The organism is Rhizobium sp. C104, from assembly GCF_022354505.1.
GTDB classification, from domain to species: Bacteria; Pseudomonadota; Alphaproteobacteria; order Rhizobiales; family Rhizobiaceae; genus Rhizobium; species Rhizobium redzepovicii.
Genome location: NZ_CP092348.1, coordinates 2,279,938 through 2,301,478, shown reverse-complemented (window position 1 = coordinate 2,301,478; position 21,541 = coordinate 2,279,938). Strand labels below are relative to the sequence as shown.

Genomic DNA, 21,541 nt, shown 5'->3' with positions numbered 1-21,541 from the left:
CTATCTCCCCGGTTGATCATTTCGGCAATTGCGGCTGCGGCTTTTCCTCGATCAGTATTTCGTCGATGACAGTCATGACGATTAGCGAAAGCGGAAGCGCCAGCATGGCACCGACGGCACCCCACATCCATGTCCAGAACAGGATGGCGAGGAAGACGACGAAAGGATTGATTTCCAACCGCCGTCCCATCACCGCCGGGAAGATCAGGTTTTCCATCAGGAGATGCACGGTGAAGAAGGCTGCGGCCGGCATCAGGCCGACGAGGAGGCCATCATGGGTCAGGATGCCGGCGACGGCGACGGCCAGCGTCATCAGCGTGATGCCGAGATAGGGGATGAAGCTCGACAGGAAGGCGAAGAAGCCCCAGAGCACCGGCGCCGACAACCCGCCGGCATAGGCGATGACAGTCATGACAACGCCGAGTCCGACATAGATCAGCGAGGCCGTCGCGAAATAAAAGCCGAGCACTTGCTCGACGGCGTTGATGACACGGATGGCGGCCAGGCGCTGCGTGCGAGTGCGGAAGGTCATGATGATCGTCTTGCGGAGGTTGACCCGACCCGCGAGGAAGAACAGCAGCGCCGCAAAGAAGATCATCCCCTGCACCAGTGCCGGCGTCAGGCTGCTCGTCACCACGTGCAGGACGTTGCCGGTGTTTTCGAGCAGCGCACCGATCGACATCGACCCGCTTTCAAATGTCGCCGGCGTGATATGCAGCCATCGGATTCGCTCCAGATAAGGCATGACGCGGTTTATCATTCGCTCGGCGAAGGCCGGGCCCTCATTGGCAAACGTCATCAGCGGATCGGCGAGCGAGTTGATGAGCAGGAAGATCACCAGCGCCACGCTGCTTGACAGGATAAAGGCGTTGGCAAGCCGCGGCACTCCCATCTTGCTGAGCTTTTCTGCCGCCATGCCGAGGATCATGCCGACGACGACGGCAAGTGTGATCGGGATGAGGATCAGCGACATCAGATAGACCGCGGCAAGGAAGAGAATTCCGAAGATGCCGATGATCGCCCAGGCCATGCTTATATCCAGGCCGTCTTTCTCAAGCCGGTGCAGCGGTGCCGGCGGCAGCTCTTCGGCTGCCTCCTTCAGTGTCTGCGCCCAGGCGCTGGTGCGGCGTTCGCCGATCGCAATCTTCTTGGCTTGTTTGCGGATGCCATTGGCGATGCCCATGCGGTGAGGTCCCCCGAAGCTCATTGCTTCGTGACCGAAACGCGCCGACGCGGTTCCGGTTCCCTGAGGCAAAGGGCTAGCCGGCAAACCGCACGCGGCACCTCTTCATACGCATTGTTTTGCCCGCATGGCGCGAATGTTTTCGGCCGTTTCGGGCTGATTCGCGCTTGGGAAATTACGCCGAAAGCGTCAGGCCGATACCCCAGGGATCCTTGAGGAAGGTGCCGCCATCGCGCTTCTCGCTCTTGATCTCCAGCGCATCGAGCTTGGAGATCGCCGCATCCAGCGTCGCATTGTCGTTGAACCGGACCTTGTAGTCCGAAAGTCCGGTCATATTGTCGGCGCGGGCGGCGGCACCCCGGCTGTTCCAGATATTGGCGGCGAGATGGTGATGGTAGCCGCCGGTCGCAAAGAAACTGGCACCGGGACGGCTCGCCATCAGCTTGAGGCCGAGCACGTCGCGATAAAAGGCGTCGGCCTGCGGGATGTCGCCGACCTGCAGATGCAGGTGGCCGATCGCCGTTCCCGCCGCCATGCCGCCCCAGCGTTCGTCCGGTGCGCTGTCGTAGAGCGCCTGCAGGTCGAGGCGCAGCGTCGCCATCTCCACCATGCCGTCCTGCTGGAATTTCCATTGCTCGTGCGGCCGGTCGGCATAGATTTCGATGCCGTTGCCTTCCGGGTCGGACAGATAGATCGCCTCGCTGACGAGATGGTCCGAGGCGCCGTCGAGCACGACATTGTTCTGGGCCGCATGGCGCAGCCAGCGCGCCAGTTCGGCGCGATCCGGCATTAGGAAGGCGGTGTGGAAAAGGCCGGCCGCGTTGCGCGGCGCGATCGCGGCATCCTTGGCCGTCGTTAGCGTCAGCAGCGGCAGATCGCCGACACCCAGCACTTGGCCGCTCGCCGTCTCCTCGATGACCTTCAGGCCGAGCATCGATTGATAGAAGCCGGACACGAGAGCAAGGTCCTTCACGACGAGATGCGACTGGTCGATATAGGCGGGCCGCGTCAGCGCGTAGGAAGTTTCGGTCGTCATGGATTGGTCTCCTGCCTGTGATCTGTCCTGTTGAAAGGAAGGCGTGCCGGCGGTGGCGGCAAATGTGCCGCCTGCAGCAAGGCCGAGGAAGTTTCGCCGGTTCATTCGCCTCTGTCTCCTCTCAGCCGCCGTACCTGATCTCTATATGGCGGATCGCGATTGTTCACAGAAGACCCGTTTTTGATGATGAAGTGTTGAGCGGGTGTTGACGATGACTTGCGCCCACTTGATCGCGGTGAATGCGTCCATATCTTCTTTAGAGGATACTTATACATCTCAGTCATGGAGGGAGCCATGTACAGGAAGATCATCGTAGCGATCGCGCTCGGGGGCATCGAAAAGGGAGAAAAAATCCTTCGCAAGGCCGCATCGCTGCTCGACGACGGCGGCGAGATCGTCGCACTCAACGTCATCGAGGATGTCCCGACCTATGTCGCGATCGAACTGCCGGCCAATATGGTCGAGGATGCCATGCAGGACAGCCGCGACCAGCTGAAGGCGCTAATAACAGAAACCGGCATCGCGGCAACCGTCGAGATCCGTAACGGTCCGCCCGCCAAAGCCATCATCTCGACCGCCGAAAGCTACGGCGCCGACCTCATAATTGTCGCCTCGCATGTTCCGGATTTTTCCAACTACTTCATCGGCGCTACCGCCGACCGGGTCGTGCGCCACGCGAAATGCTCTGTGCTCGTCGACCGGCAAAAGGTCTGATTGCGCGAGCCGTCTCGGCGCCAGACAGCCTGTTACGAAGATTGACCGCTTGTGCACTTCGCCGCAGTTGCGCACCCGTTCGTTCGATGCGACGATTGCCATTGGGTCTGAAACGGATTGGCGTGCATGGCCGAGTTCAACGGCATTCGCTGGGCTTACGACAGATACGAACTGATCGCCGATGGCATCGTCCATGGCGTCGGTCTCGTGCTGGCGCTGATCGGCGCCACGGTGTTGATCTTCTACGCCACGCTCTGGAGTTCCTACGGCGCGCTCGCCGCCGCCTGGATCTATGGCGTCGGGCTGGTGCTGACGCTAGCCATTTCCTTTTCCTATAATGCGTGGCCGGTCTCGCGCACCAAATGGTATCTGCGCCGCTTCGATCATTCGGCGATCTTCCTGTTGATCGCCGCCACCTACACGCCCTTCCTCGAACGCGGCGCAGACGACCCGCTGCTTCTGTTCATGCTGGTGGCGATCTGGCTGTTTGCTGCTGCCGGCATTATTCTGAAATGCGTCTTTCCCGGCCGTTACGACCGTGTCGCCATCCTGCTCTATCTCGCCATGGGCTGGAGCGGCGTGCTGGTGGCCGAACCTGTCGCCTCGCGCATTCCCTCCGCCTCGATGCTGCTGATCGTCATCGGCGGGGTCATTTATTCGCTCGGCGTCATCTTTCATGTCTGGGAGAAGCTGCGCTTCCAGAATGCCATCTGGCACGGTTTCGTCGTCACCGCCGCGGCCGTGCACTATTCGGCCGTCTTCACCTGTTTCAGCCTGTCGGCGCCGGGCGTCTGATAAAGATCGCGCCCGGCGTCTCTCGCAGGTGGATCCGCCGTTTACATCTTTTGGGGCAGGGCGTATGCCGCCTGTCGCAGACAAAACGAACAGGCAATTATGAAAGACACCGTCCTCCTCCGCGACGCCACCGAAACCGATCTTCCCGCCATCCGTGATATCTACAATCACGCCGTCGAACACACGACGGCGATCTGGAACGAGACGCTAGTCGATCTCGAAAACCGGCGGGAATGGATGAAGGCGCGCAAGGCCCGCGGCTTTCCCGTCATTGTCGCCGAGCTGTCGGGCAAGGTCGCCGGCTATGCCTCCTATGGCGACTGGCGCGCCTTCGACGGTTACCGCCACACCGTCGAGCATTCCGTCTATGTCGACAAGGATTGCCGCGGCGCCGGCATCGGCGAGCGGCTGATGCGCGAATTGATCGTCCGCGCCGCGGCGGGCAATATTCATGTGATGATCGCCGGCATCGAGGCCGAGAACACCGCCTCGATCCGGCTGCACGAAAAGCTCGGTTTTCGCATCGCCGGTAGATTTTCCGAGGTCGGCACCAAATTCGGCCGCTGGCTGGACCTCACCTGCATGGAGCTTCGCCTGCCTTCGGCCTAATCCGGCATCCCTCGGGCCCCCGGGCATTGCCATTGTCAACGGCGCTCTCCATCTTTTTATTGTAGTCAGAGCTGTGTAAGAAAGTAGAGGCGACCGGCTTCGAGGGTGGCCTTAGAATGGTATGGAGGTGAACAGTTCAATGGCAAAGCACGGATCGTCGCTCGGTCTCCTTGCCCTCGCTCTTCTGGCATTTCCGCCGGTCGCCGCCCGGGCCGCCGATTGCGGCAGCCTGGCCTCGCCGAAGCTCGACTGGCAGGAATGCACCAAGAAGAACCTGATGCTGCAGGGCAGTGATCTCGAAGGTGCCAACCTCGTCGGCACGGATTTCTCGCTGACTGATCTCGCCGGCGCCAACGTCAAATCCGCCAATCTCGAAAAGGCGACTTTGGTGCGCGCCTCGCTCGAGGGCGCACACGCCGAAGGCGCCAGCTTCGCCAAAATCGAAGCCTATCGCGCCAGCTTCGCCAATATCATCGCCGAAGGCGCTTCCTTCGCCGGCGCCGAGCTGCAGCGAGCCAATTTCGCCGGCGCCAGGCTTGCCGGCGCGAGCTTCGAAAAAGCCGAACTCGGTCGCGCCGATTTCGACAAGGCGGTGCTGACCGGCACGAAATTCTCTTTCGCCAATCTCTCCCGTGCCGATCTCTCCGGCGCAAGTTTGGAAGGCCCGGCGATCTTCGAGCGCGCCTTCATGTTCCTCACCCGCATCGAAGGCCTCGACCTCTCGGCGGCATCCGGCCTCGAACAAGCCCAGATCGACCTTGCTTGCGGCGACACCTCGACCAAGCTCCCCGCCGGCCTCTCTGCGCCGACGACCTGGCCATGCCCTGCCGAGCATGAGTGATCGGTCAAGACTCGCCAGCCGGACCGTCGCGCTGTAGGCCCGGTTTTGCGCCGAAAGCTTGCCCCTCACCCTCTCCCTCTCCCCGTAGAAACGGGGCGAGGGGACGTGCGATACGAGACGTATCGTGGAACGGAGAAGTTGCCGACAGGCGAATGAAGGGCAGGTTGCCTCCTGCGCCGAACGTCTATTGCCCCGGCTCAAACACCATGGAATGGCCGTTGATGCAGTAGCGCAGGCCGGTCGGCGGCGGGCCGTCGGGGAAGACGTGGCCGAGATGGGCTTCGCAGCTGCCGCAGCGGATTTCGGTGCGCACCATGCCAAAGGCGGTGTCGCGATGCTCGGTCACCGCATCGGGCGAGACGGCTTCGAAATAGCTCGGCCAGCCGCAGCCGGCGTCGAACTTCGTGTCGGAGCGGAACAGCGGGGCGTTGCAGCCGACACAGCGGTAAAGCCCTGTCTCGAAGGAATCCCAATAGGGGCCGGTGAAGGCGCGCTCGGTGCCGTGCTGGCGGGTGATGCGGTATTGCTCGGGGGTGAGCTGCTCCTTCCATTCCGCATCGGTCTTGTGGATCTTGGCGGTGGTTGCGGTTTCGGACATGCCATGCTCCTTTCGCCGAGGGGCGGTTCCGTTTTGCCAGAAAATGTGGTGCGCCGTCGACAGTTCATCAAGACTTGGGCACCATCCCGCCCCATTGACCATGTACCGCTTTTTGGGGAGGGCGCCTGCTCTTACATCCGTTAGGGGTTTTCTGTTAGGGTTAATGTTACGTGTATAGGGGAATCACTGGTGTTTGAAGCAGCAATCGTCCTGCTCTACGGCTTCGTAGCCGCAGCCGCCATGGCGGTCACGCTCCTGGAGGGCTGGGCCAACCATGACGGCTTGACGCTCCATCGTCTGGCGGGGCTTTTCGCCTGCCTGCTGTGGCCGCTGACGCTTCTGGTCTTTATCCTGCACGGCTGCGTTGTCCGGTTGCTGACCCGTCTTTCCCGATCGGCCGCCTGATTACGTCGAATAGCTCCTGCGGCCGAAATCGCTTGAGACGCCCTCCCGTTTCGCCTAAGTCAGAAGACAGGCCGGTTTTCGCTGGTGCGTCGTTTATCGCTGTTGGGGAGGAGATATGGCCGATGTCACGGCTTTGACATTTCTGGCCCTGTGTCTGCCGCTTGTCGGCGCTCTTGCCGCTCCTCTCGTCATCCGCATCTTCGGCGCCAACGGTGCCTGGTTTCTGGCGCTCGCGCCCTTGCTCGCCTTTCTGCATTTCCTGCGTTTCGTGCCCGCGATCGCGCGCGGTGAGGTCGTCGCCGGCGGTTATGCCTGGGTACCGAGCTACAATCTGTCCTTCTCCTGGTTTCTCGATGGCTTGTCGCTGGCTTTTGCACTGCTGATCACCGGCATCGGCACCCTGATCGTGCTGTATGCCGGCGGCTATCTCAAGGGACACAAGGATCAGGGCCGCTTCTTCTCGTTTATCTTCCTCTTCATGGGGGCGATGCTCGGCCTCGTCGTTTCCGACAGTTTCCTGATGCTCTTCATCTTCTGGGAGCTGACGTCGATCACCTCCTTCCTGCTGATCGGCTTCGATCACGAGCGCGAGGCGGCGCGCCGCGCCGCCCTGCAGGCGCTTGTCGTCACCGGCGGGGGAGGGCTCTGCCTGCTGGCCGGCCTGCTGCTGCTCTGGAACATATCGGGCGTCACGCAGCTGTCGCAGCTCATGGCATTTGGCGATGCCGTGCGCGAAAGCCCGTTCTATCTCGCTGCCCTTATCCTGGTTCTTGCCGGCGCCTTCACCAAGTCGGCGCAGTTTCCCTTTCATTTCTGGCTACCGAACGCCATGGAGGCGCCGACGCCGGTGTCGGCCTACCTGCATTCGGCCACGATGGTGAAGGCGGGTGTCTATCTGCTGATGCGGCTCAATCCCGTCATGGGGGCGACCCCCGCCTGGGAAATCCTTCTGCCCTTCTTCGGCGGGTTGACGCTGGTGGTCGGCGCCACGCTCGCCATCGGCGAGGCCGACCTGAAGCTCAAGCTCGCCTATACCACCGTCTCCTCGCTCGGCCTGCTCGTCATGCTGATCGGCTTCGGCTCCGAACATGCGGTGGAGGCGGCAGCGCTCTATCTGGTGGCGCATTGCCTTTTCAAGGGTGCGCTGTTCATGGTCGCCGGGATCATCGATCACGAGACCGGCACGCGCGATGTCACCAGGCTCGGCGGCCTCGGGCGGGCGATGCCGCTGACGTGGGTCATCGCACTTGCGGCGGCCCTCTCCATGGCCGGCCTGCCGCCCTTCTTCGGCTTCCTCGCCAAGGAGGAGATCTATACGGCACTCACCGGCGGCGATGTCCGCGCGCTTACCTTCACTACCATCACCGTCTTCGGCAATGCGCTGATGTTTGCCGTCGCCTTCGCCGTGGCGCTGAAACCCTTTCTCGGCCGGCCGGTGGAGACGGAGAAACATCCGCACGAAGCGCCCGTCCTGCTCTGGCTCGGCCCGGCCGTTCTCGCTGCCCTCGGCCTGCTTGCCGCGATCTTTTCGAGCTTCACGCACGCTGCCCTGTCGTCGCCGATATCAGCCGCGATCCGCCAGACCCCTGCTGAGATCGACATTTCGCTGGCGCTGCATCCAGGCGTGCCCTTGGCGGTCTCCGCTTTGACAGTGCTTCTCGGCATCGGCGTCTATTGGCAGCTCGCCCTCGCCCGCGTGGCGATGGCGATCTTCCTGCGCGCCGCCGGGCGCGGGCCGGATCACGGATTCGATCTTGCCATATCGGGCCTTGTCCGCTTCGCCGCCCGCACCATGCGTATTCTGCAGCCGGGGCGGCTGCAAATCTATATCGCCTGCACCTTCCTCTCGGTCGCCGCCATCCTCATCATCCCCCCGTCGTCTTTGGTGAATTGCCGCAGCTTCCAGCCTGGCCGGCGGATGTCCGGCTCTATGAATGGGCGGTTTTGCTGATCGCTGCGGTCGGCCTTGCCGCCGTGCTCGTCGCCCGCGACCGGCTGACGGCAATCGTCTCGCTTGGCATTCAGGGTCTTGCCGTCGCTATCATCTTCCTGCTGTTCGGGGCGCCGGATCTCTCCTTCACCCAGTTCATGGTCGAAACCCTGTCGGTGGTCATCCTCGCCCTGGTCATGACCAGGCTCCGCCTCTCCCCGGACGATCGGCGCCCGCTTGGCCGAAGGCTCTTCGACGGCGCGCTTGCGCTCGTCTGCGGCCTCGGCTTCACGCTTATGCTGATGCGGGCAACACAGGTGCCGTTCAACGATGCGCTGACGGTGTTCTTCAACGCCTATTCGAAAACGATTGCCCATGGCGCCAATGTCGTCAACGTCATCATCGTCGACTTCCGCGGCACTGATACGCTCGGCGAAATCGCCGTCGTCGCGGTCACCGGCCTTGCCATCCTGGCGCTGATCCGCATCCGCGCCGGCACGGAGCGCAAGCTTGCCGCCAATGATCCAGTGGAGGCCGAGGGCTGATGCATACCCTGATCTTCCGCACCATTGCCCCGTTCCTCACCGCGCTGATGCTGCTTTTCTCCGTCTTCGTGCTGCTGCGCGGCCATAACGAGCCGGGCGGTGGCTTCATCGGCGGGTTGATTGCCGCTTCGGGACTGGCGATCTATGGCATTGCTCTTGGTGTTGCCGCCGTTCGCCGCGCGCTTTTCTTCCATCCGCTGTCGATCGCCGGCTTCGGCCTGCTGCTGTCGACGCTATCAGGCCTTCTCTCCATCCTTTTTGCCGTTCCCTTCATGACCGGCCTCTGGGTCTATCCGAACCTTTTCGGTCTCGAAGTGCCACTGTCGAGCGTCATGCTCTTCGACGTCGGCGTCTATCTCGTCGTCTTCGGCGCTATCACCTCGATCGCGCTGACATTGGAAGAAAAGGAGGTGGAATGATGGAGCCGCTTCTGGCGATCCTCGTCGGCCTGTTTTTCGCTGCCGCCATCTATCTGATGCTGTCGAAATTCACGATCCACATCATGCTCGGCATCGCCATCCTCGGCAATGCCGTCAACCTCCTGCTCTTTACTTCAGGCCGGCTGACGCGCGAGGTGCCGCCAATCATCCCGGCGGGTCTCGACGCCTTGCCCGCCGGCACCGCCAATCCGCTGCCGCAGGCACTGATCCTGACGGCGATCGTCATCTCCTTCTCCTTCCTCGCCTTTCTGCTGGTGCTGACCTACCGCGCCTACCAGGATCTCGGCACCGACGACACCAGCGAAATGCGCGCCGCCGAGCCCGACGACCGGCCGCTGCCGCCATTGGGGTATTGATGCAGATGTTGGTGCTGGCGGTTACACCCCTCTGCCCTGCCGGGCATCTCCCCCACAAGGGGGAGATCGGCTGGGGGCGAAGTCTCACCCTCGTCAGATGCCTGAGATAGACGAAGCGGCTGGGGGTGCAATTGATATATCGGCAAGGGCGCGCGTCTTGCCGATCTCCCCCTGTGGGGGAGATACCCGGCAGGGCAGAGGGGGGCATCCCACGGCACGCCCCTCGCGTTCCCAAAGGCCACGCCTGATGGCCGCTCCCACCTCCGCCGTCGATCTCTCCGCCGCCCTGATCACCGCCCCGGTGCCGATCGGCCATTGGCTTGCCATTCTGCCGGTCGCCCATTGCATCACGCTCGGCGCCGTCCTGCTGATGCTGCGCGCCTACCCCCGCCTGCAGGCCTGGCTGGCCATTTTGGGCCTTGTGTTGCTGGCGCTGATCGATGCGGCGCTGCTGGCCAAGGTCGTGGCCGAAGGGCCGCTCACCATGGTGATGGGCCGCTGGCTGCCGCCCTTCGGCATCGCCTTCACGGTCGACCTCTTCGGGGCGCTGATGGCCTTCACTTCAGCCCTTGCTGCGCTCGCCGCCGGCATCTATGCGCTGACCGATATCGGTGACAGCGGCCGGCGATACGGGTTTTTCCCGCTGCTCATGCTGCTGATGGCCGGTGTCAGCGGCGCCTTTCTCACCGGCGATATCTTCAATCTCTATGTCTGGTTCGAGGTGCTGCTGATCTCCTCCTTCGGGCTGATCATTCTCGGCTCCGAACGTCGGCAGATCGACGGTGCGCTGAAATATGCGGTGCTGAACCTCATCGCCACGACGCTGTTCCTGATCGGCGTCGGCATCCTTTATGCCGTCTTCGGCACCCTCAACATGGCCGATATCGCAGTAAAGGCGAGGGATTTGCGCGCCACGGCGCCGCTGATGACGCTGGCAAGTCTCTTCCTGCTCGCCTTCGCCATGAAGGCGGCCGCCTTTCCGGTCAATTTCTGGCTCCCAGCAGCCTATCATACACCGCGCATCGTGGTCTCGGCGCTGTTTGCCGGCCTGCTCACCAAGGTCGGCATTTACGCATTGATCCGGGTGGTCGTCATGCTGCTGCCGGTGGAGCGCCAGGAATTGAGCCTGCTGATTGCGCTTATCGCCGCGGCGACCATCCTCGTCGGCGCGCTCGGCGCGCTTGCCGAAAACGATATCCGCAGGCTGTTCGGCTATGTCGTCATATCGGGCATCGGCAATATGCTTGCCGGCGTCGCACTTGGCGGTACGGGCGGCGGCATCAGCGGCGCAGTCTTTTACGCGCTTCATTCCATGGTGCTGATGACGGCGCTTTATCTTGCCGCTGGTGAAATCGCCCGGCGCGGCGGCGGCTTTCTATTGTCGACGCTCGGCGGCCTCTACCGCCAAAGCGGCGGCTTCACCGCGCTCTCCCTGGTGCTCTTCCTTGCCGCCTGCGGCCTGCCGCCCTTTTCCGGCTTCTGGCCGAAGGTCATTCTCGTCAAGGCCGCGCTCGATAGTGGCGCCTGGTGGCTGGCGGCCGTGATCCTCGCCGGCGGTTTTCTGACGACGATCGCCTTTGGCCGCCTCTTTCTGCTCGCCTATTGGCGCCCGGCGCCGATGGCCGCGAAACCGGCCGCAGCCCTCTGGGGCACCGGCCTGCCGCTTGCCGCGCTGACGGCGCTGGTCGTCGGCTTCGGCATCCTGCCGGACCAGCTGCTGGCGCTGTCGCAATCGGCCGCCGCCGGTCTTGCCGATCCAGAAGCCTATGTTCATTCGGTCTTTCCCGGAGGCATCAGGTGATCGCCTTTCTCTTCAATCTTCTGCTCGCCATTGCCTGGGTCGCCGTCACCGGCAGCGCCTCGCTGCACAATCTCGTTCTTGGCTTCCTGCTTGCCGCCCTTTCGCTCGCCATCATCCGCGAACCCTTCGGCGGCAAGGGATATCTGCGCCGCGCCAGCCTGGTGTTCTCGCTCGCCCTCTTGTTCCTGAAGGAATTGTCGCTGTCGGCCTGGAGGGTCACACTCACCATTCTTTCGCCCGATATGAAGCTGAAGCCCGGCATCTTCGCCTTCCCCCTGACGGTGACGAGCGATTTCGAGATCACTCTGCTGGCAAACCTCATCACCCTGACACCCGGCACGCTTTCGGTCGATGTCTCCACAGATCGCCGCACGCTCTATGTCCATGCGCTCGATTGTTCCGATCCCGAGACAGCCAAGCGCGATATCGCCAATGGTTTCGAGCGCAAGATCATGGAGGCTTTCCGGTGATCACACCTGCCGCCATCGTCGCGGCCGCATCCTCGGCTGCACTCATCATCCTCGGCCTGGCACTGATTCTGACGGTCTGGCGCGTCGTTGCCGGCCCGACATTGCCGGATCGCATCCTCGCCCTCGATATGCTGACCGGCATCGCCATCGGTTTGATCGCCGTCATCGCGGTCAAAACCGGCTTTTCGCTCTATATCGATATCGCCATTTCGCTCGGCCTCGTCGGTTTCCTGGCAACGGTTGCCTTCGCCCGATTCGTGCTGTCGCGCGGCAACATCAAATCGCCGGCGTCCGCATCTCCGGCAAAGGCCGGCGCCAAACGGCGTGCGGGAGGGAAGAAACGATGATGGATTATATCCTGGCCGGCACCACTGCCTTGCTGCTGATATCGGGTGCGCTCTTTGCTCTTTCGGCAGCGATCGGACTGGTCCGGCTGCCGGACCTCTATACGCGTATGCACGCGGCCTCGAAGGTCGGGACGGTCGGTTCCGGTCTGCTGCTTCTTGCCGCCGGCCTCTATTCGCAGGAACTGTCGATTCTCGCCCGCGCCATTGCCGGCTTCGTCTTCCTGCTGCTGACGGCGCCGGTCTCCGCCCATCTGCTGGCCAGAGCCGCCCACCTTTCGGGATATGCGCTCGGCGCCGTCTCGGTCCGCGACGATATGCGAAAGCGCTGAGCCTGTGCTGTTTCGCCGCTTTACCAGATTTATGCAAAACTTATGCACAGGAAGCTGTGAGTAAAGCTTGCCAGAACGCGCCTTAATTCTTCATCTGTCATTTTTTCTCAAGAAAAACGACAAATAATAATTGGCCTTTCGACCAAACGATGGTATTTGAAAATGCAAGTAGAGTTCTGATTGTGAATCGCAATCGTACTGCTTCCAAGTCTCTCAGTTTTGATTTTTTATGTCTAAACTGGGGCCATCGCCTGGGGCATGACGTAGTGATTTGCAGCCAGGCAGTATTAGAACAGGTCTCGCTCTTCGGAATCTAGGGGTGGATTTCGCGTTTTTCGAAACAGAAGGTCGCTTCCCGTGCTTTTGCTGTTCGCTTCTACGAGGCGGGTCTTTGACGTAACAGTCAAAGGCCGTTTGAGCATGCTAACAGGAGAAAAAATATGACGGAAATGGCGACCGGCAATGCGCCGGAGACTGCTTGTGGAACTGACAGCCGACATCGTCGCGGCTTATGTCAGCAACCATGTTGTCCCGGTCAGCGACCTGGCAAATCTGATTTCCGACGTGCATTCGGCACTGAGCAACACGTCCGTACCGCAGCCTGCTGCGGCCATCGTCGAAAAACAGAAGCCTGCAGTCTCTGTCCGCAAGTCCGTACAGGACGAGCAGATCACGTGTCTGGAATGCGGCGGCAACTTCAAGTCCCTCAAGCGTCACCTGATGACGCATCACAGCCTCTCGCCGGAAGAATACCGCGAGAAGTGGGACCTGCCGACCGACTACCCGATGGTAGCGCCCGCCTATGCCGAAGCGCGTTCGCGCCTGGCAAAGGAAATGGGCCTGGGTCAGCGCCGCAAGCGCGGCCGCGGCTGAGCTTTTTCGAAAGCCATCAACGACAAAAGCCGGGTCTTGTGCCCGGCTTTTCTGTCTGTGCTTGCGGCGGCGCCTCTGACCTATGCTTTGCGAGCAGCCGTAGAATGTATTCCTATACTATCAGCAAGTGTTAATGTACTGATTCGTTGATCGTAGCGCTTCCTGAATCGCTTGGGCGCGGCGTCTCTCAGAACCCCTTATCGCAAGCGCGTTCAGGCCGCGGCGCGAAGCTTTGCTTCCTCACGGATCCTGTTGACCATCGATCGCAGTCCATTCGAACGCTGCGATGACAGGTTCTCCACCAGACCGATCTTCGAGAAGATCTCGAAGGCATCAAGGCCGGCGATCTCCGACGCCGTCTTGCCGGAATAGGTGGCAAGCACGATGGCGACGAGGCCGCGGACGATATGGGCGTCGGAATCCCCTTCGAAACTCATGACCGGGTTGTCGGGATCACCTGTTGTATGCGTCACCAGCCAGACCTGGCTGGCACAGCCCATTACCTTATTTTCGGAGGTACGCTTCTCCTCGGCGAGGTCCGGCAGCGCCTTGCCGAGTTCGATGACATAGCGGTAGCGGTCTTCCCAATCGTCCAGGAAGGCGAAGTCGTCGATGATCTGGTCGAGGGATGCCATGGGAAAGCCTTTCAATCTTAAAACTGCATATAGGTGAAAGACCGGCGGATTTGAACCGTTAAAGCGCGCCGCGTCGAACAGGATTCATGCGACACGCTTCAATTCCTCGTTTTCATGCGTGTCGTGATCTCTAAACCGCGGCACGCGTCCTGGTGACATGCATGAAAAAGAAACGCCGTGAGGGATGGGCATCCTCACGGCGCAGCAACATGCTGAATTAAACAGGGCAGGCACGTCAGGCATGGGGCATTTCCGCGTCGTGCGGGCCACCGATGCAAGCTTGGAAAATCTAGATCGCCGGCTTCGGCGTCGGCAGCGGGATCGCGCCGGTGACAACCGTCTCGGCGGAGGCGTCATCTTCGACCGGCGGGCGGTAGGGCATCGGCTGGTTCAGCGCGGCCTTTGCCTCGCGTACCTTTTCCTGGATGGCGGGTGCCGTAAGCGAAGGCATGGTGAGAGCCACCGGCATTTGCGTTTCGGCATGTTTTGCTGTCGCCGGCGTCTCGTCCTTGAACTGGCTGTCGAGCAGTTCATAGGCGACGTGGGCGCCTTCACGCGCCCGGTAGCCGAGTGCGGTGAGCGTTTCGGCGCCCTTGGCGCAGACCTCGGGTTTTTCTGAGCACATGCCGGTGAGATAGTCATAGGCGCCGCTTGCCGCCGTAAAGGCGTCGGAAAGCTGCAATTGCGGGCCGCTGGCGAACTTGTCGGAACCCTCCGTGCTAAAGACGGAAAGGAGCACGAGCACAAGGCCAAACCAGAAGGATCCTTTGATTAGAAACCACATTGTCGTTGCCCATCCTGTTTTCCCGTCCGGTTCTTGTCGCCGAATCAGGCCGGTTGTCCGGTGTGATTTCACCCTACCGCCAAGTTGCGAATGCCGCTTTTCGAAACTCACGCGCATTTGCGGCAAATTTAGTTCAAATTTTAGCGAACGGTATTTGACGGACATTTTAGTCGAATGCGAGCGATCGCCGTTAAGCATCAGGGCAGCACCTCGCTGCAATTGCAGGGCTTTTGCCGGCTCGCCTTGCCACAGGAGTTAACGCAATGCTGAAATATGAGGAAAATCCGTCGCTTACCTGCCATTAACCACAAAAGGCAAAGAGCCTTTCAGATGCTTCAAAACGGGATTTTCGGGCCTTTTCGGCTGTGAACAGCGCTTTTGCCTTATCCTTTCTTTAAGCCGCCGGGGCCTATTGTCCGGATCGATAGACAGCCTTTTTGGGCGGGTATTGCGTGCGAGTATTGAGTAACATTGGCGGCTGGGTGACGGCGCTCGTAGACCGGGCGGCGACAAGCTGGCTCTCCCGGACGGGCGGCGGTGAAGCCGTGCGCCAGCGCGAGCTTGCGATCCTGCGCCGCCTCGTGCTGTTCTCGTCGGCTGCGCTTATTGCCGCTCCGATCGGCCTCTCGGCGGTCACCAGTCCGGCCGTCGCCTTGCCGGCAGGGGTCGCCATGGTTTGCGCCGCCTTTCTGTTCTCCGCCGTCGGCAGCATCGCGCTTGCCCGTCAGGGCTCGTCCGCCGGGATCGCGACACAGTCGGCCGAGGACTTCTTCCTTGACGCCACCCCCGGGCTCGTCTTCTTCCTCGATCCGCACGGCAGTGTGGCCACGATCGGCGGCCGCGACCGGCGCGATTTCCTCGCCTGGATGCGCGATCCCAAGGGCAGGGGCTTCCTGGAGCAGGTGCACGTCTCCGACCGCATCCTTTTCCTGCAGGCGCTCGATAGCCTGCGCCGGGGCGAGGATGCCGAGTGCGTCGATCTGCGCATCGACCGCCCCTCGGTCGCGCGCGATCAACGCCAGTTCGCCTATCTTAGAATGGACATGACGGCCCGGCGCGACGCCGACGGCGAACTTGCCGCCGTCATCGCTCAGCTGCGCGATGTCTCCGTCGAGCAGCAGCTGCGGGCCGAAGCCCAGAACCGTGTTGCCGATGCCGAATCGGCAAACGACGCCAAGTCGCGCTTCCTCGCCGCCGTCAGCCACGAACTGCGCACGCCGCTGAACGCCATTCTCGGTTTTTCCGATATCCTGATCGGCGAATATTTCGGCAAGTTCGAAAACGACCGTCAGCGCGAATATGTCGGCCTCGTGCGCGAATCCGGCGCCCATCTCCTGTCCGTCGTCAACACCATGCTCGACATGAGCAAGATCGAAGCCGGCCGCTACGAGCTTATCCTTGAACCTTTCGATATAGCGAGTTCGGTCAAATCCTGCGAATCGATGCTGGCATTGCAGGCCAAGACCAAAGGCCTGACGCTGACGAGCCGGATCCAGCGCGGCCTCGGCGAGATCGTCGCCGATCAGCGCGCCATCCAGCAGATCCTCATCAATCTCGTCGGCAATGCCATAAAGTTCACCGAGGCCGGCGGCGTCGTCTCGGTCGACGCGGCGGCACGCGACGGCATCCTCAAGCTGACGGTCAGCGACACCGGCATCGGTATTGCGGCCGACAAGCTGGCCTTGCTCGGTCAGCCCTTCGTCCAGATCCAGAACGACTATACCCGTCGCTTCGAAGGCACCGGCCTTGGTCTTTCCCTGGTCAAGGGGCTGGTGGCGCTGCATGGCGGGCATTTCGCCATCGCCAGCCAGCCCGGCGAAGGCACGATCATCACCATAGAGATCGCGGTGGACGGCTCGGGCGCCATATGCGCCGAAGACGCCGGTCATGGCGCGACTGTCGAGTTCCCGCCGCGGCTGAAGGGCGCGCTCAATGCAGGTGTAGAATTGGGGGAGGGGCGTTTGGATGGCCGCGCACAAGCGAAAATCGCCTAAGGGAAGAAGGGGACGGCAGCAGCCGGGCCTCTTGATGTCGGGTGCAGCCGCCCTGGGCGGCCTCAGCCTGCAGGGCGCCTCGGTGCTCGGCGGCGTCATCGGCCGCAATCCCTCGGTTGCCGGCGGCACGATCACCTTTGTCGTCATCTTCTCCTTCGTCGCCGCCAATGCGCTCTGGTATCAGCCGGGCCTGCATCCCCACCCGATTTTCCGCACCCGCGATCCGCAGTCTTCCAACGTGCTCGGCGCCCGCCGCCCGGCGGAGGAGCAGCAGGGCGACGTCACCACCTTCCGCATCGAGCGGCCGGAGGATGCCGCGACCACCACCAACGCAACGCCGGCGCCGGCCGCGCCCGGCCAGCAGCCGAGCCAGCTCGTCATGGACATCCAGCAACAACTGGTGCGCCGTGGCCTCTATAACGGCATACCCGACGGCGTCATCGGCCCACGTACCAGCGCGGCCATCCTCTTCTTCGAGGAAACCGTCGGCATGGCCCAGACCGGCGATCCGACGCCGCAGGTGCTGGCGGCGCTGAAGACTGATTCAGCCGGCCCCTCGACCGTTCCCATGGAAAAGCCGCCCGAGGATGTCAGCTCGAAGGCAGCGGCGGAAGACCCGGTCGCAGCGGCGATCCGCAGCGCCGAAAAGACGGTCAAAACCGCTCCGTCATCCGCAAAGCAGGTTCCCTCAAGCGAAATCACCAATGTCGACCTGGTGCTGAAGATCCAGAAGGGCCTTTCCAACATGGCCTATGCCAATGTCGGCGTCGACGGTGTTGCCGGCGAGCAGACCCGCGCGGCCATCCGCCATTTCCAGAAGCACTACAACCTGCCCGAAAACGGCGAGCCGACCCAGGCGGTGCTGAAAAAACTCAAGGAGATCGGCGCAATTTAGCCCGAAGCCTGTCGCGCAAAAGTGCGTAGCGCTTTTCCCGCGCACAGCGCGAAACGCCTTAGAAACACCCCTACCATAACCGGAAACCCTCGCAGCCCAAGCGGCCTGGCCATGTCGTCTGGAACACCGCCAATCGCCGCATTGCCGCCGCTGGCTGCCCGGTCTATACCGCGCCGATGAGATTACGCGCCGACATCTTCGTTTCCGCCCTCCTGCGCCGCGTCTTCGCCAGCGGCGATTTTGCCGCCGTCGAAAAGAAGGGTGCGGAGGAGGCGGGTGCGATCTTCATCCGCCAGCATTTTCGCGACGGCCTGGAAACGCTCTATGCGCCTGCGCCGCAGACCGCCTTCGGCGAAGATGAGGCGGGCGCCCGTCTGTTCGAGATCCGCCTGTCGCGCAGCGAGCCGGAGGCGGTGCGCGCCATGCTGGAGCGGGAACGCCGGTTCGACCCCGATCTGTGGATCGTCGAGCTCGAGGCGGAGGAATTGGGCGACATGATCCCGCTTGCACGGGATGGCTGAGGGCTGGCGGGTCTGCCGATCTCAGCGGGATCGCCGCCCCAGGACACGCATGTCGCGCTGCGCCGGCGCCTGATTGAGGAAGCGGTGGCTCGGCGTTTCCTGAGGTGCAGGCGCATTGGCCGCTTCGGGTTTGTAGGTGTAGCGATCGGCGCGGCGCCAGGCTTCCACCCGTTCGTGGCATTCTTCCGGATCGAGCGCATCGAGCACCATCCAGCCGCGCGTGACATTGTGCTGCTGTTCGGCAAGATGCGGATAAAGCTTTTCCAGCACGAAGACGGCGTCGAGAAAGCCCATGCCAAGGCTCGTCAGCGTCGTCGCGAGCTGCTGGCCGGAAAGATCGAGCATGATGCGTTCTGCAAGCCAGCGGCTGGCCGACAGCGCATCGGCCAGCGCGGTTGCGAAATGCATTGCCTCGCGTGAGCGGGCAAAACGTACCAGCAGCGCCTCCTGAATATCGGTAAGCGTGCGCAGGCCAAGCCTGTCCTCGTCGGCCCGGCCGAGATGGCCAGCAAGACCGAGAATACGCTCGCGCAGCGCCTCTTCATTGGCAACCCGCTGTTCCTGCAGCGCATCCGCCTCGTAGGTTTCTCCAGGCGCCGGCGACAGCGGCACCGTCTGGGATTCTGTGATGGGCGCCGATGCGGCGGCCGACCGCGGCTGGCTCTGGCGTAGCGCCACCAGCGCATCGATGACCTTCGGCGAGAGGGAATCGCGACTGACGATCGCCTTTACATGCGCTGCACCCTGCATGCGCGCGATGGTAATCAGGGTATCGTCGGCAATTGCCTTGGAGGCGGCAAGAAAAGGGGCGGCGATCTCGATCGGCTGGTTGCCGATGAACAGCGCCACGGCCGCCGGCATGTTTTCGCATTGAGAGAGTGCCGCGACGGCCTGGCGTTTGGCCTCGTCGGAGGAGGCCTGGAAGAGCGGCATGAAAAGCTCGGCAAATTGGCGCAGTTCGGAACGTGTCGGATGAGACAGGTTCTCGAAACTGCTGACGGTCGCCATCAATACCACGTCCTTTTTCCTGACGGCCAATGGGCCCTCTAGGTCTCGAAACCGGTCACGCACAAGAACACCCCGAAAACGCCGAACCAAGGGGAACCACGGGCCGATATGCGCTGGCGGAACGCATGCCGGGCCACATGGGTTATGAACAAATCCTACACCGGTAGGGTTAATGCATGCTGAAGATTTTGTGAAAATGCGCCAGAAATATACACGCGGCGCGTGTCGCGGCGTGATTGGCCGGCAACATAAAAGTCTGGTGGAAGAGGCCGCTGCAACGACTGCACATCGCTGGCATCACAAGGGAAAAGGTCAGGCGGCTTTGCGATCGCGCAGCGCGTCCAGCAATTTTTCGCGGCTGTTGTGGCCGGCCTGATAAAGGTCGAGTGCCGCCGATGCCGCATACTGCGCCTCGACGCTTTTGATGTCGACGCGCCGTTCCGCGCACCAGGCATCGAGCGCACCGCGCAGAATCTCGAGATCGTCAGGCGAGAAATATGAATTCACCAGCAAAGACATCGCTAGCCTCCGCATTCCGGCAAGAGCGTGAATATCCGCGATCGATCGGGGCCGGAAATGCTGATCGACTGGAGCAAACATACGCGTATCGGAGTCGTGTGCAATTAAATATTTTCATGAAGCATTTCTGCAACATTGCTCTTTTGCTGCCGGGGTAGGCGTGCTCCGCTCTTCTCAACTATATGATTTACTTCTTGTTTTATACTTCGAGTTCGGGCCGGAGCCTTGGGCGGCGGCGTGAAACCAAATCAACTCTTCGCGCGTTACAGAGCAGGTAACGTGAACTGTGTTTGGCTTCCGCCGAATATTAGTAAACTGTTAACTGTCATATGTCTCAATTCGGATGGGAACGACGCGATTTGAGTGTTTGGATCGTTGAGACTCCTGATCACGGTATTTCAACCAGGTGCCGTGGGAAAGGCGCGAATGCCCTCGGTTCGGTCACTCCGCCACCGCAGGACGCGCCGGCTCGCACATTGGCGGGCAGGGTGAAATCCATCGTAAGTTCATCCGTCTCGGGCAGTGCATGGAGACGAGAATGGCAATAGTAGTCGCATTGGCGGATCGGCAGCCGCGGGCGCCCCGCCGCCCGGACAAAGAGCCCCGCGAAGCTAAGATCCTCTGGTTCACGGGCGTCCGCTACGAGCGGCTGACCGAGAGCCCTAGACATGGTCCGGCGCCCGCGCCGCGCGTCAACAAGAAGTAACGTCCGTTCAACTTTAGCGGGCGCTAAATTGCTCACAGCCGGCTTCCGTCAGGAAGTTCCGCGCCGCCTCATTAAAACTTGCCTGCGGCGCCAGCGTCCGCAGCACGGCATAGCCGTCCGGCCGCGCCATTTCCACCAGGATCGCCTGCTGCAATTCCTGCGGCAGGTTCTTGCGCAGGTCGGTCAGCTGGATCGGGCCGCCGGCCAGCACATCGAGCGCACCGCCGACCGAGGTTCTGTCGTTCATGCTGAAGACCTCGTTGGAGGCGCTGTCGTAGATGGCGATCGACCAGAAGGGCACATTGCCCTTGGCGGTGAAATGCACCGGCGCATCCTCGACGTCGAAGGAGCAGACGGCGGTGCGCACGAAGGGGTCGCCATTGGCAAGGCCTGCTTCGTCATACTGGCCGCCGAGCAACGTGAAATTGTTGAGGTCGCCCTCCGCCTCCACGCGGGTCGCCGCATCCTTGCCGGTGAAATGCGGCAGCGACAGGATGATGACGAGGTGCAGCAGGGCTGCGCCGAAAAGGCCGGTCAGAATGGCGAAGAAGATCCTAAGCATTGCCGCATCCGGTCTTGGTGAGCTTCGGCATGGCGAGGTCGATCACGCCGGAGCTGCCGGCGGTCGGCGTGTCGAACAGCGTCAGCACCAGCCGGAAGGTGCCGGCCTCCGGCAAGGCCAGCCAGTTGCCGGGCTGCGCCGCGGCTGAGATGTCGATCGAGAAGCTGCTGTCCGGCTGGCGCAGCACCGTCCAGGAATTGAGCGCTGAGGGATGCCCGGTCTTGACTGCCGCCGGGTTGCCGCCATTGTCGGCGGTAAAGAGTGTCCAGATCCGGGCAGGCGGCGTTTGCCCGCTGATGCGGTAGCGGCAGCCGGCATTCAGCCGCGCACCGTCGTCGTCGACGCTCGCCGTGAAGGTCAGCCCCTCGGCGCTGCCGTAGAGCAGCTTGCCGGCGCGAGCCCGATGCGACTTGGCATAAGGATCGGCATCGACCGTCTGAAGCGCCGGAAAGGCCTCCCACGCACCGAGCTTGATCGCCCCGAAACCCTGTGTCGCATCCAGCGCATACAGCGAAATCATGATCCCGCCGCCGAAGGCGACGATCAGCGTGACCAGGATGAAGAGGGGAAATCGAAACACGTCAAGACCTTGGAAACCATATCGAGTTAAAGGGTTACCACTGATTCTGGTGGGGTGGAATGCCA

24 protein-coding genes and 2 pseudogenes are annotated in these 21,541 nt (G+C 61.9%); 17 read left to right on the top strand and 9 right to left on the bottom strand.

The features are described 5' to 3' along the window. Positions 1–16 precede the first annotated feature (16 nt). A complete protein-coding gene (locus tag MF410_RS12570; RefSeq protein ID WP_097627653.1) occupies positions 17–1,183 on the bottom strand; it encodes an AI-2E family transporter in 1,167 nt (388 codons plus the stop codon). A 175-nt stretch (positions 1,184–1,358) separates the two neighbouring features. Further along, a complete protein-coding gene (locus MF410_RS12565) occupies positions 1,359–2,324 on the bottom strand; it encodes a VOC family protein (protein ID WP_179867139.1) in 966 nt (321 codons plus the stop codon). A gap of 189 nt (positions 2,325–2,513) precedes the next feature. Between MF410_RS12565 and MF410_RS12560 the strand changes: the two genes are divergently transcribed. The 4 genes from MF410_RS12560 to MF410_RS12545 all read left to right on the top strand — a co-directional run bounded on the left by MF410_RS12560 (position 2,514) and on the right by MF410_RS12545 (position 5,178). Beyond that, positions 2,514–2,933, top strand: coding sequence for a universal stress protein (locus tag MF410_RS12560; RefSeq protein WP_097627655.1), 420 nt, complete (start codon positions 2,514–2,516; stop codon positions 2,931–2,933). Between the two features lie 126 nt (positions 2,934–3,059). Then, the gene (locus MF410_RS12555) at positions 3,060–3,728 is read left to right on the top strand and encodes a hemolysin III family protein (protein WP_097627657.1); all 669 of its coding nucleotides are present in this window, start codon (positions 3,060–3,062) and stop codon (positions 3,726–3,728) included. Positions 3,729–3,827: 99 nt separating this feature from the next. Then, complete coding sequence (locus MF410_RS12550; RefSeq protein WP_097627659.1) at positions 3,828–4,337, top strand: GNAT family N-acetyltransferase; 510 nt, start codon at positions 3,828–3,830, stop codon at positions 4,335–4,337. Between the two features lie 139 nt (positions 4,338–4,476). Then, complete coding sequence (locus MF410_RS12545) at positions 4,477–5,178, top strand: pentapeptide repeat-containing protein (RefSeq protein WP_097627661.1); 702 nt, start codon at positions 4,477–4,479, stop codon at positions 5,176–5,178. Between the two features lie 184 nt (positions 5,179–5,362). Here the strand turns inward: MF410_RS12545 and msrB are convergent, their stop codons facing one another. After that, positions 5,363–5,776 carry a peptide-methionine (R)-S-oxide reductase MsrB gene (gene msrB / locus MF410_RS12540; RefSeq protein WP_097627663.1) on the bottom strand — a complete coding sequence of 138 codons (414 nt, stop codon included), beginning with the start codon at positions 5,774–5,776 and terminating at the stop codon, positions 5,363–5,365. 189 nt (positions 5,777–5,965) lie between these two features. On the opposite strand from msrB, the gene MF410_RS12535 reads away from it, so the two are divergent. From MF410_RS12535 to MF410_RS12495, 9 genes and pseudogenes are all read left to right on the top strand, one after another. Then, positions 5,966–6,181, top strand: coding sequence for a hypothetical protein (locus MF410_RS12535; RefSeq protein ID WP_097627665.1), 216 nt, complete (start codon positions 5,966–5,968; stop codon positions 6,179–6,181). Positions 6,182–6,296: 115 nt separating this feature from the next. Continuing rightward, positions 6,297–8,656 (top strand): annotated as a pseudogene (locus MF410_RS12530) (putative monovalent cation/H+ antiporter subunit A). Continuing rightward, a complete protein-coding gene (locus tag MF410_RS12525) occupies positions 8,656–9,075 on the top strand; it encodes a Na(+)/H(+) antiporter subunit B (protein WP_097627669.1) in 420 nt (139 codons plus the stop codon). The pseudogene MF410_RS12530 and the gene MF410_RS12525 overlap by 1 nt, the downstream one beginning before the upstream one ends. Next, positions 9,075–9,452 (top strand): Na+/H+ antiporter subunit C, encoded by a 378-nt coding sequence (locus MF410_RS12520; protein ID WP_097627671.1) that lies wholly within the window; start codon positions 9,075–9,077, stop codon positions 9,450–9,452. The genes MF410_RS12525 and MF410_RS12520 overlap by 1 nt, the downstream gene beginning before the upstream one ends. Positions 9,453–9,699: 247 nt before the next feature. Then, positions 9,700–11,253: a Na+/H+ antiporter subunit D gene (locus MF410_RS12515; protein WP_097627675.1), complete on the top strand. Its 1,554-nt coding sequence runs from the start codon at positions 9,700–9,702 to the stop codon at positions 11,251–11,253. Then, on the top strand, positions 11,250–11,723 hold the full coding sequence (locus tag MF410_RS12510; protein WP_131711496.1) for a Na+/H+ antiporter subunit E: 474 nt from the start codon (positions 11,250–11,252) through the stop codon (positions 11,721–11,723). Before MF410_RS12515 ends, MF410_RS12510 begins: the two co-directional genes overlap by 4 nt. Next, positions 11,720–12,070 (top strand): cation:proton antiporter, encoded by a 351-nt coding sequence (locus tag MF410_RS12505; RefSeq protein WP_097627679.1) that lies wholly within the window; start codon positions 11,720–11,722, stop codon positions 12,068–12,070. Before MF410_RS12510 ends, MF410_RS12505 begins: the two co-directional genes overlap by 4 nt. Beyond that, on the top strand, positions 12,067–12,399 hold the full coding sequence (mnhG, locus tag MF410_RS12500; RefSeq protein WP_097627681.1) for a monovalent cation/H(+) antiporter subunit G: 333 nt from the start codon (positions 12,067–12,069) through the stop codon (positions 12,397–12,399). The genes MF410_RS12505 and mnhG overlap by 4 nt, the downstream gene beginning before the upstream one ends. A gap of 440 nt (positions 12,400–12,839) precedes the next feature. Then, positions 12,840–13,272, top strand: a pseudogene (locus tag MF410_RS12495) (MucR family transcriptional regulator). Between the two features lie 212 nt (positions 13,273–13,484). On the opposite strand, the gene MF410_RS12490 reads toward MF410_RS12495, so the two are convergent. Further along, positions 13,485–13,907 (bottom strand): SufE family protein, encoded by a 423-nt coding sequence (locus tag MF410_RS12490; RefSeq protein ID WP_003587751.1) that lies wholly within the window; start codon positions 13,905–13,907, stop codon positions 13,485–13,487. Between the two features lie 289 nt (positions 13,908–14,196). Continuing rightward, complete coding sequence (locus MF410_RS12485) at positions 14,197–14,691, bottom strand: DUF5330 domain-containing protein (RefSeq protein ID WP_097627683.1); 495 nt, start codon at positions 14,689–14,691, stop codon at positions 14,197–14,199. A 452-nt stretch (positions 14,692–15,143) separates the two neighbouring features. On the opposite strand from MF410_RS12485, the gene MF410_RS12480 reads away from it, so the two are divergent. The 3 genes from MF410_RS12480 (at position 15,144) to MF410_RS12470 (ending at position 18,101) form a co-directional block, all read left to right on the top strand. Then, positions 15,144–16,685, top strand: a complete 1,542-nt coding sequence (locus MF410_RS12480) for a HAMP domain-containing sensor histidine kinase (protein WP_097627685.1) — start codon at positions 15,144–15,146, stop codon at positions 16,683–16,685. Continuing rightward, positions 16,657–17,580, top strand: coding sequence for a peptidoglycan-binding domain-containing protein (locus tag MF410_RS12475; protein WP_097627687.1), 924 nt, complete (start codon positions 16,657–16,659; stop codon positions 17,578–17,580). The genes MF410_RS12480 and MF410_RS12475 overlap by 29 nt, the downstream gene beginning before the upstream one ends. Before the next feature lie 176 nt (positions 17,581–17,756). Continuing rightward, entirely contained in the window at positions 17,757–18,101 is a 345-nt protein-coding gene (locus MF410_RS12470) for a DUF1491 family protein (RefSeq protein ID WP_097627690.1), read from the top strand. Between the two features lie 21 nt (positions 18,102–18,122). Here MF410_RS12470 and MF410_RS12465 read toward each other — a convergent pair whose 3' ends face one another. Both MF410_RS12465 and MF410_RS12460 read right to left on the bottom strand, forming a co-directional pair. Beyond that, on the bottom strand, positions 18,123–19,172 hold the full coding sequence (locus MF410_RS12465; RefSeq protein WP_097627692.1) for a DUF2336 domain-containing protein: 1,050 nt from the start codon (positions 19,170–19,172) through the stop codon (positions 18,123–18,125). 249 nt (positions 19,173–19,421) lie between these two features. After that, the gene (locus tag MF410_RS12460) at positions 19,422–19,628 is read right to left on the bottom strand and encodes a hypothetical protein (RefSeq protein WP_097627694.1); all 207 of its coding nucleotides are present in this window, start codon (positions 19,626–19,628) and stop codon (positions 19,422–19,424) included. 538 nt (positions 19,629–20,166) lie between these two features. On the opposite strand from MF410_RS12460, the gene MF410_RS12455 reads away from it, so the two are divergent. Then, positions 20,167–20,334, top strand: coding sequence for a hypothetical protein (locus tag MF410_RS12455; RefSeq protein WP_165503950.1), 168 nt, complete (start codon positions 20,167–20,169; stop codon positions 20,332–20,334). A 13-nt stretch (positions 20,335–20,347) separates the two neighbouring features. On the opposite strand, the gene MF410_RS12450 is transcribed toward MF410_RS12455, so the two are convergent. Both MF410_RS12450 and MF410_RS12445 read right to left on the bottom strand, forming a co-directional pair. Beyond that, on the bottom strand, positions 20,348–20,896 hold the full coding sequence (locus MF410_RS12450; protein ID WP_003587740.1) for a membrane protein: 549 nt from the start codon (positions 20,894–20,896) through the stop codon (positions 20,348–20,350). Then, complete coding sequence (locus tag MF410_RS12445) at positions 20,889–21,476, bottom strand: DUF1214 domain-containing protein (protein ID WP_097627696.1); 588 nt, start codon at positions 21,474–21,476, stop codon at positions 20,889–20,891. The genes MF410_RS12450 and MF410_RS12445 overlap by 8 nt, the downstream gene beginning before the upstream one ends. Positions 21,477–21,541 lie beyond the last annotated feature (65 nt).

Coding starts and splice junctions, on each gene's coding strand:
- MF410_RS12460 (WP_097627694.1), bottom strand. CDS start 19,628: ATGTCTTTGCTGGTGAATTCATATTTCTCGCCTGACGATCTCGAGATT.
- msrB (WP_097627663.1), bottom strand. CDS start 5,776: ATGTCCGAAACCGCAACCACCGCCAAGATCCACAAGACCGATGCGGAA.
- MF410_RS12525 (WP_097627669.1), top strand. CDS start 8,656: ATGCATACCCTGATCTTCCGCACCATTGCCCCGTTCCTCACCGCGCTG.
- mnhG (WP_097627681.1), top strand. CDS start 12,067: ATGATGGATTATATCCTGGCCGGCACCACTGCCTTGCTGCTGATATCG.
- MF410_RS12565 (WP_179867139.1), bottom strand. CDS start 2,324: ATGAACCGGCGAAACTTCCTCGGCCTTGCTGCAGGCGGCACATTTGCC.
- MF410_RS12455 (WP_165503950.1), top strand. CDS start 20,167: ATGGCAATAGTAGTCGCATTGGCGGATCGGCAGCCGCGGGCGCCCCGC.
- MF410_RS12560 (WP_097627655.1), top strand. CDS start 2,514: ATGTACAGGAAGATCATCGTAGCGATCGCGCTCGGGGGCATCGAAAAG.
- MF410_RS12450 (WP_003587740.1), bottom strand. CDS start 20,896: ATGCTTAGGATCTTCTTCGCCATTCTGACCGGCCTTTTCGGCGCAGCC.
- MF410_RS12555 (WP_097627657.1), top strand. CDS start 3,060: ATGGCCGAGTTCAACGGCATTCGCTGGGCTTACGACAGATACGAACTG.
- MF410_RS12545 (WP_097627661.1), top strand. CDS start 4,477: ATGGCAAAGCACGGATCGTCGCTCGGTCTCCTTGCCCTCGCTCTTCTG.
- MF410_RS12515 (WP_097627675.1), top strand. CDS start 9,700: ATGGCCGCTCCCACCTCCGCCGTCGATCTCTCCGCCGCCCTGATCACC.
- MF410_RS12570 (WP_097627653.1), bottom strand. CDS start 1,183: ATGGGCATCGCCAATGGCATCCGCAAACAAGCCAAGAAGATTGCGATC.
- MF410_RS12485 (WP_097627683.1), bottom strand. CDS start 14,691: ATGTGGTTTCTAATCAAAGGATCCTTCTGGTTTGGCCTTGTGCTCGTG.
- MF410_RS12475 (WP_097627687.1), top strand. CDS start 16,657: ATGGCCGCGCACAAGCGAAAATCGCCTAAGGGAAGAAGGGGACGGCAG.
- MF410_RS12490 (WP_003587751.1), bottom strand. CDS start 13,907: ATGGCATCCCTCGACCAGATCATCGACGACTTCGCCTTCCTGGACGAT.
- MF410_RS12520 (WP_097627671.1), top strand. CDS start 9,075: ATGGAGCCGCTTCTGGCGATCCTCGTCGGCCTGTTTTTCGCTGCCGCC.
- MF410_RS12470 (WP_097627690.1), top strand. CDS start 17,757: ATGAGATTACGCGCCGACATCTTCGTTTCCGCCCTCCTGCGCCGCGTC.
- MF410_RS12550 (WP_097627659.1), top strand. CDS start 3,828: ATGAAAGACACCGTCCTCCTCCGCGACGCCACCGAAACCGATCTTCCC.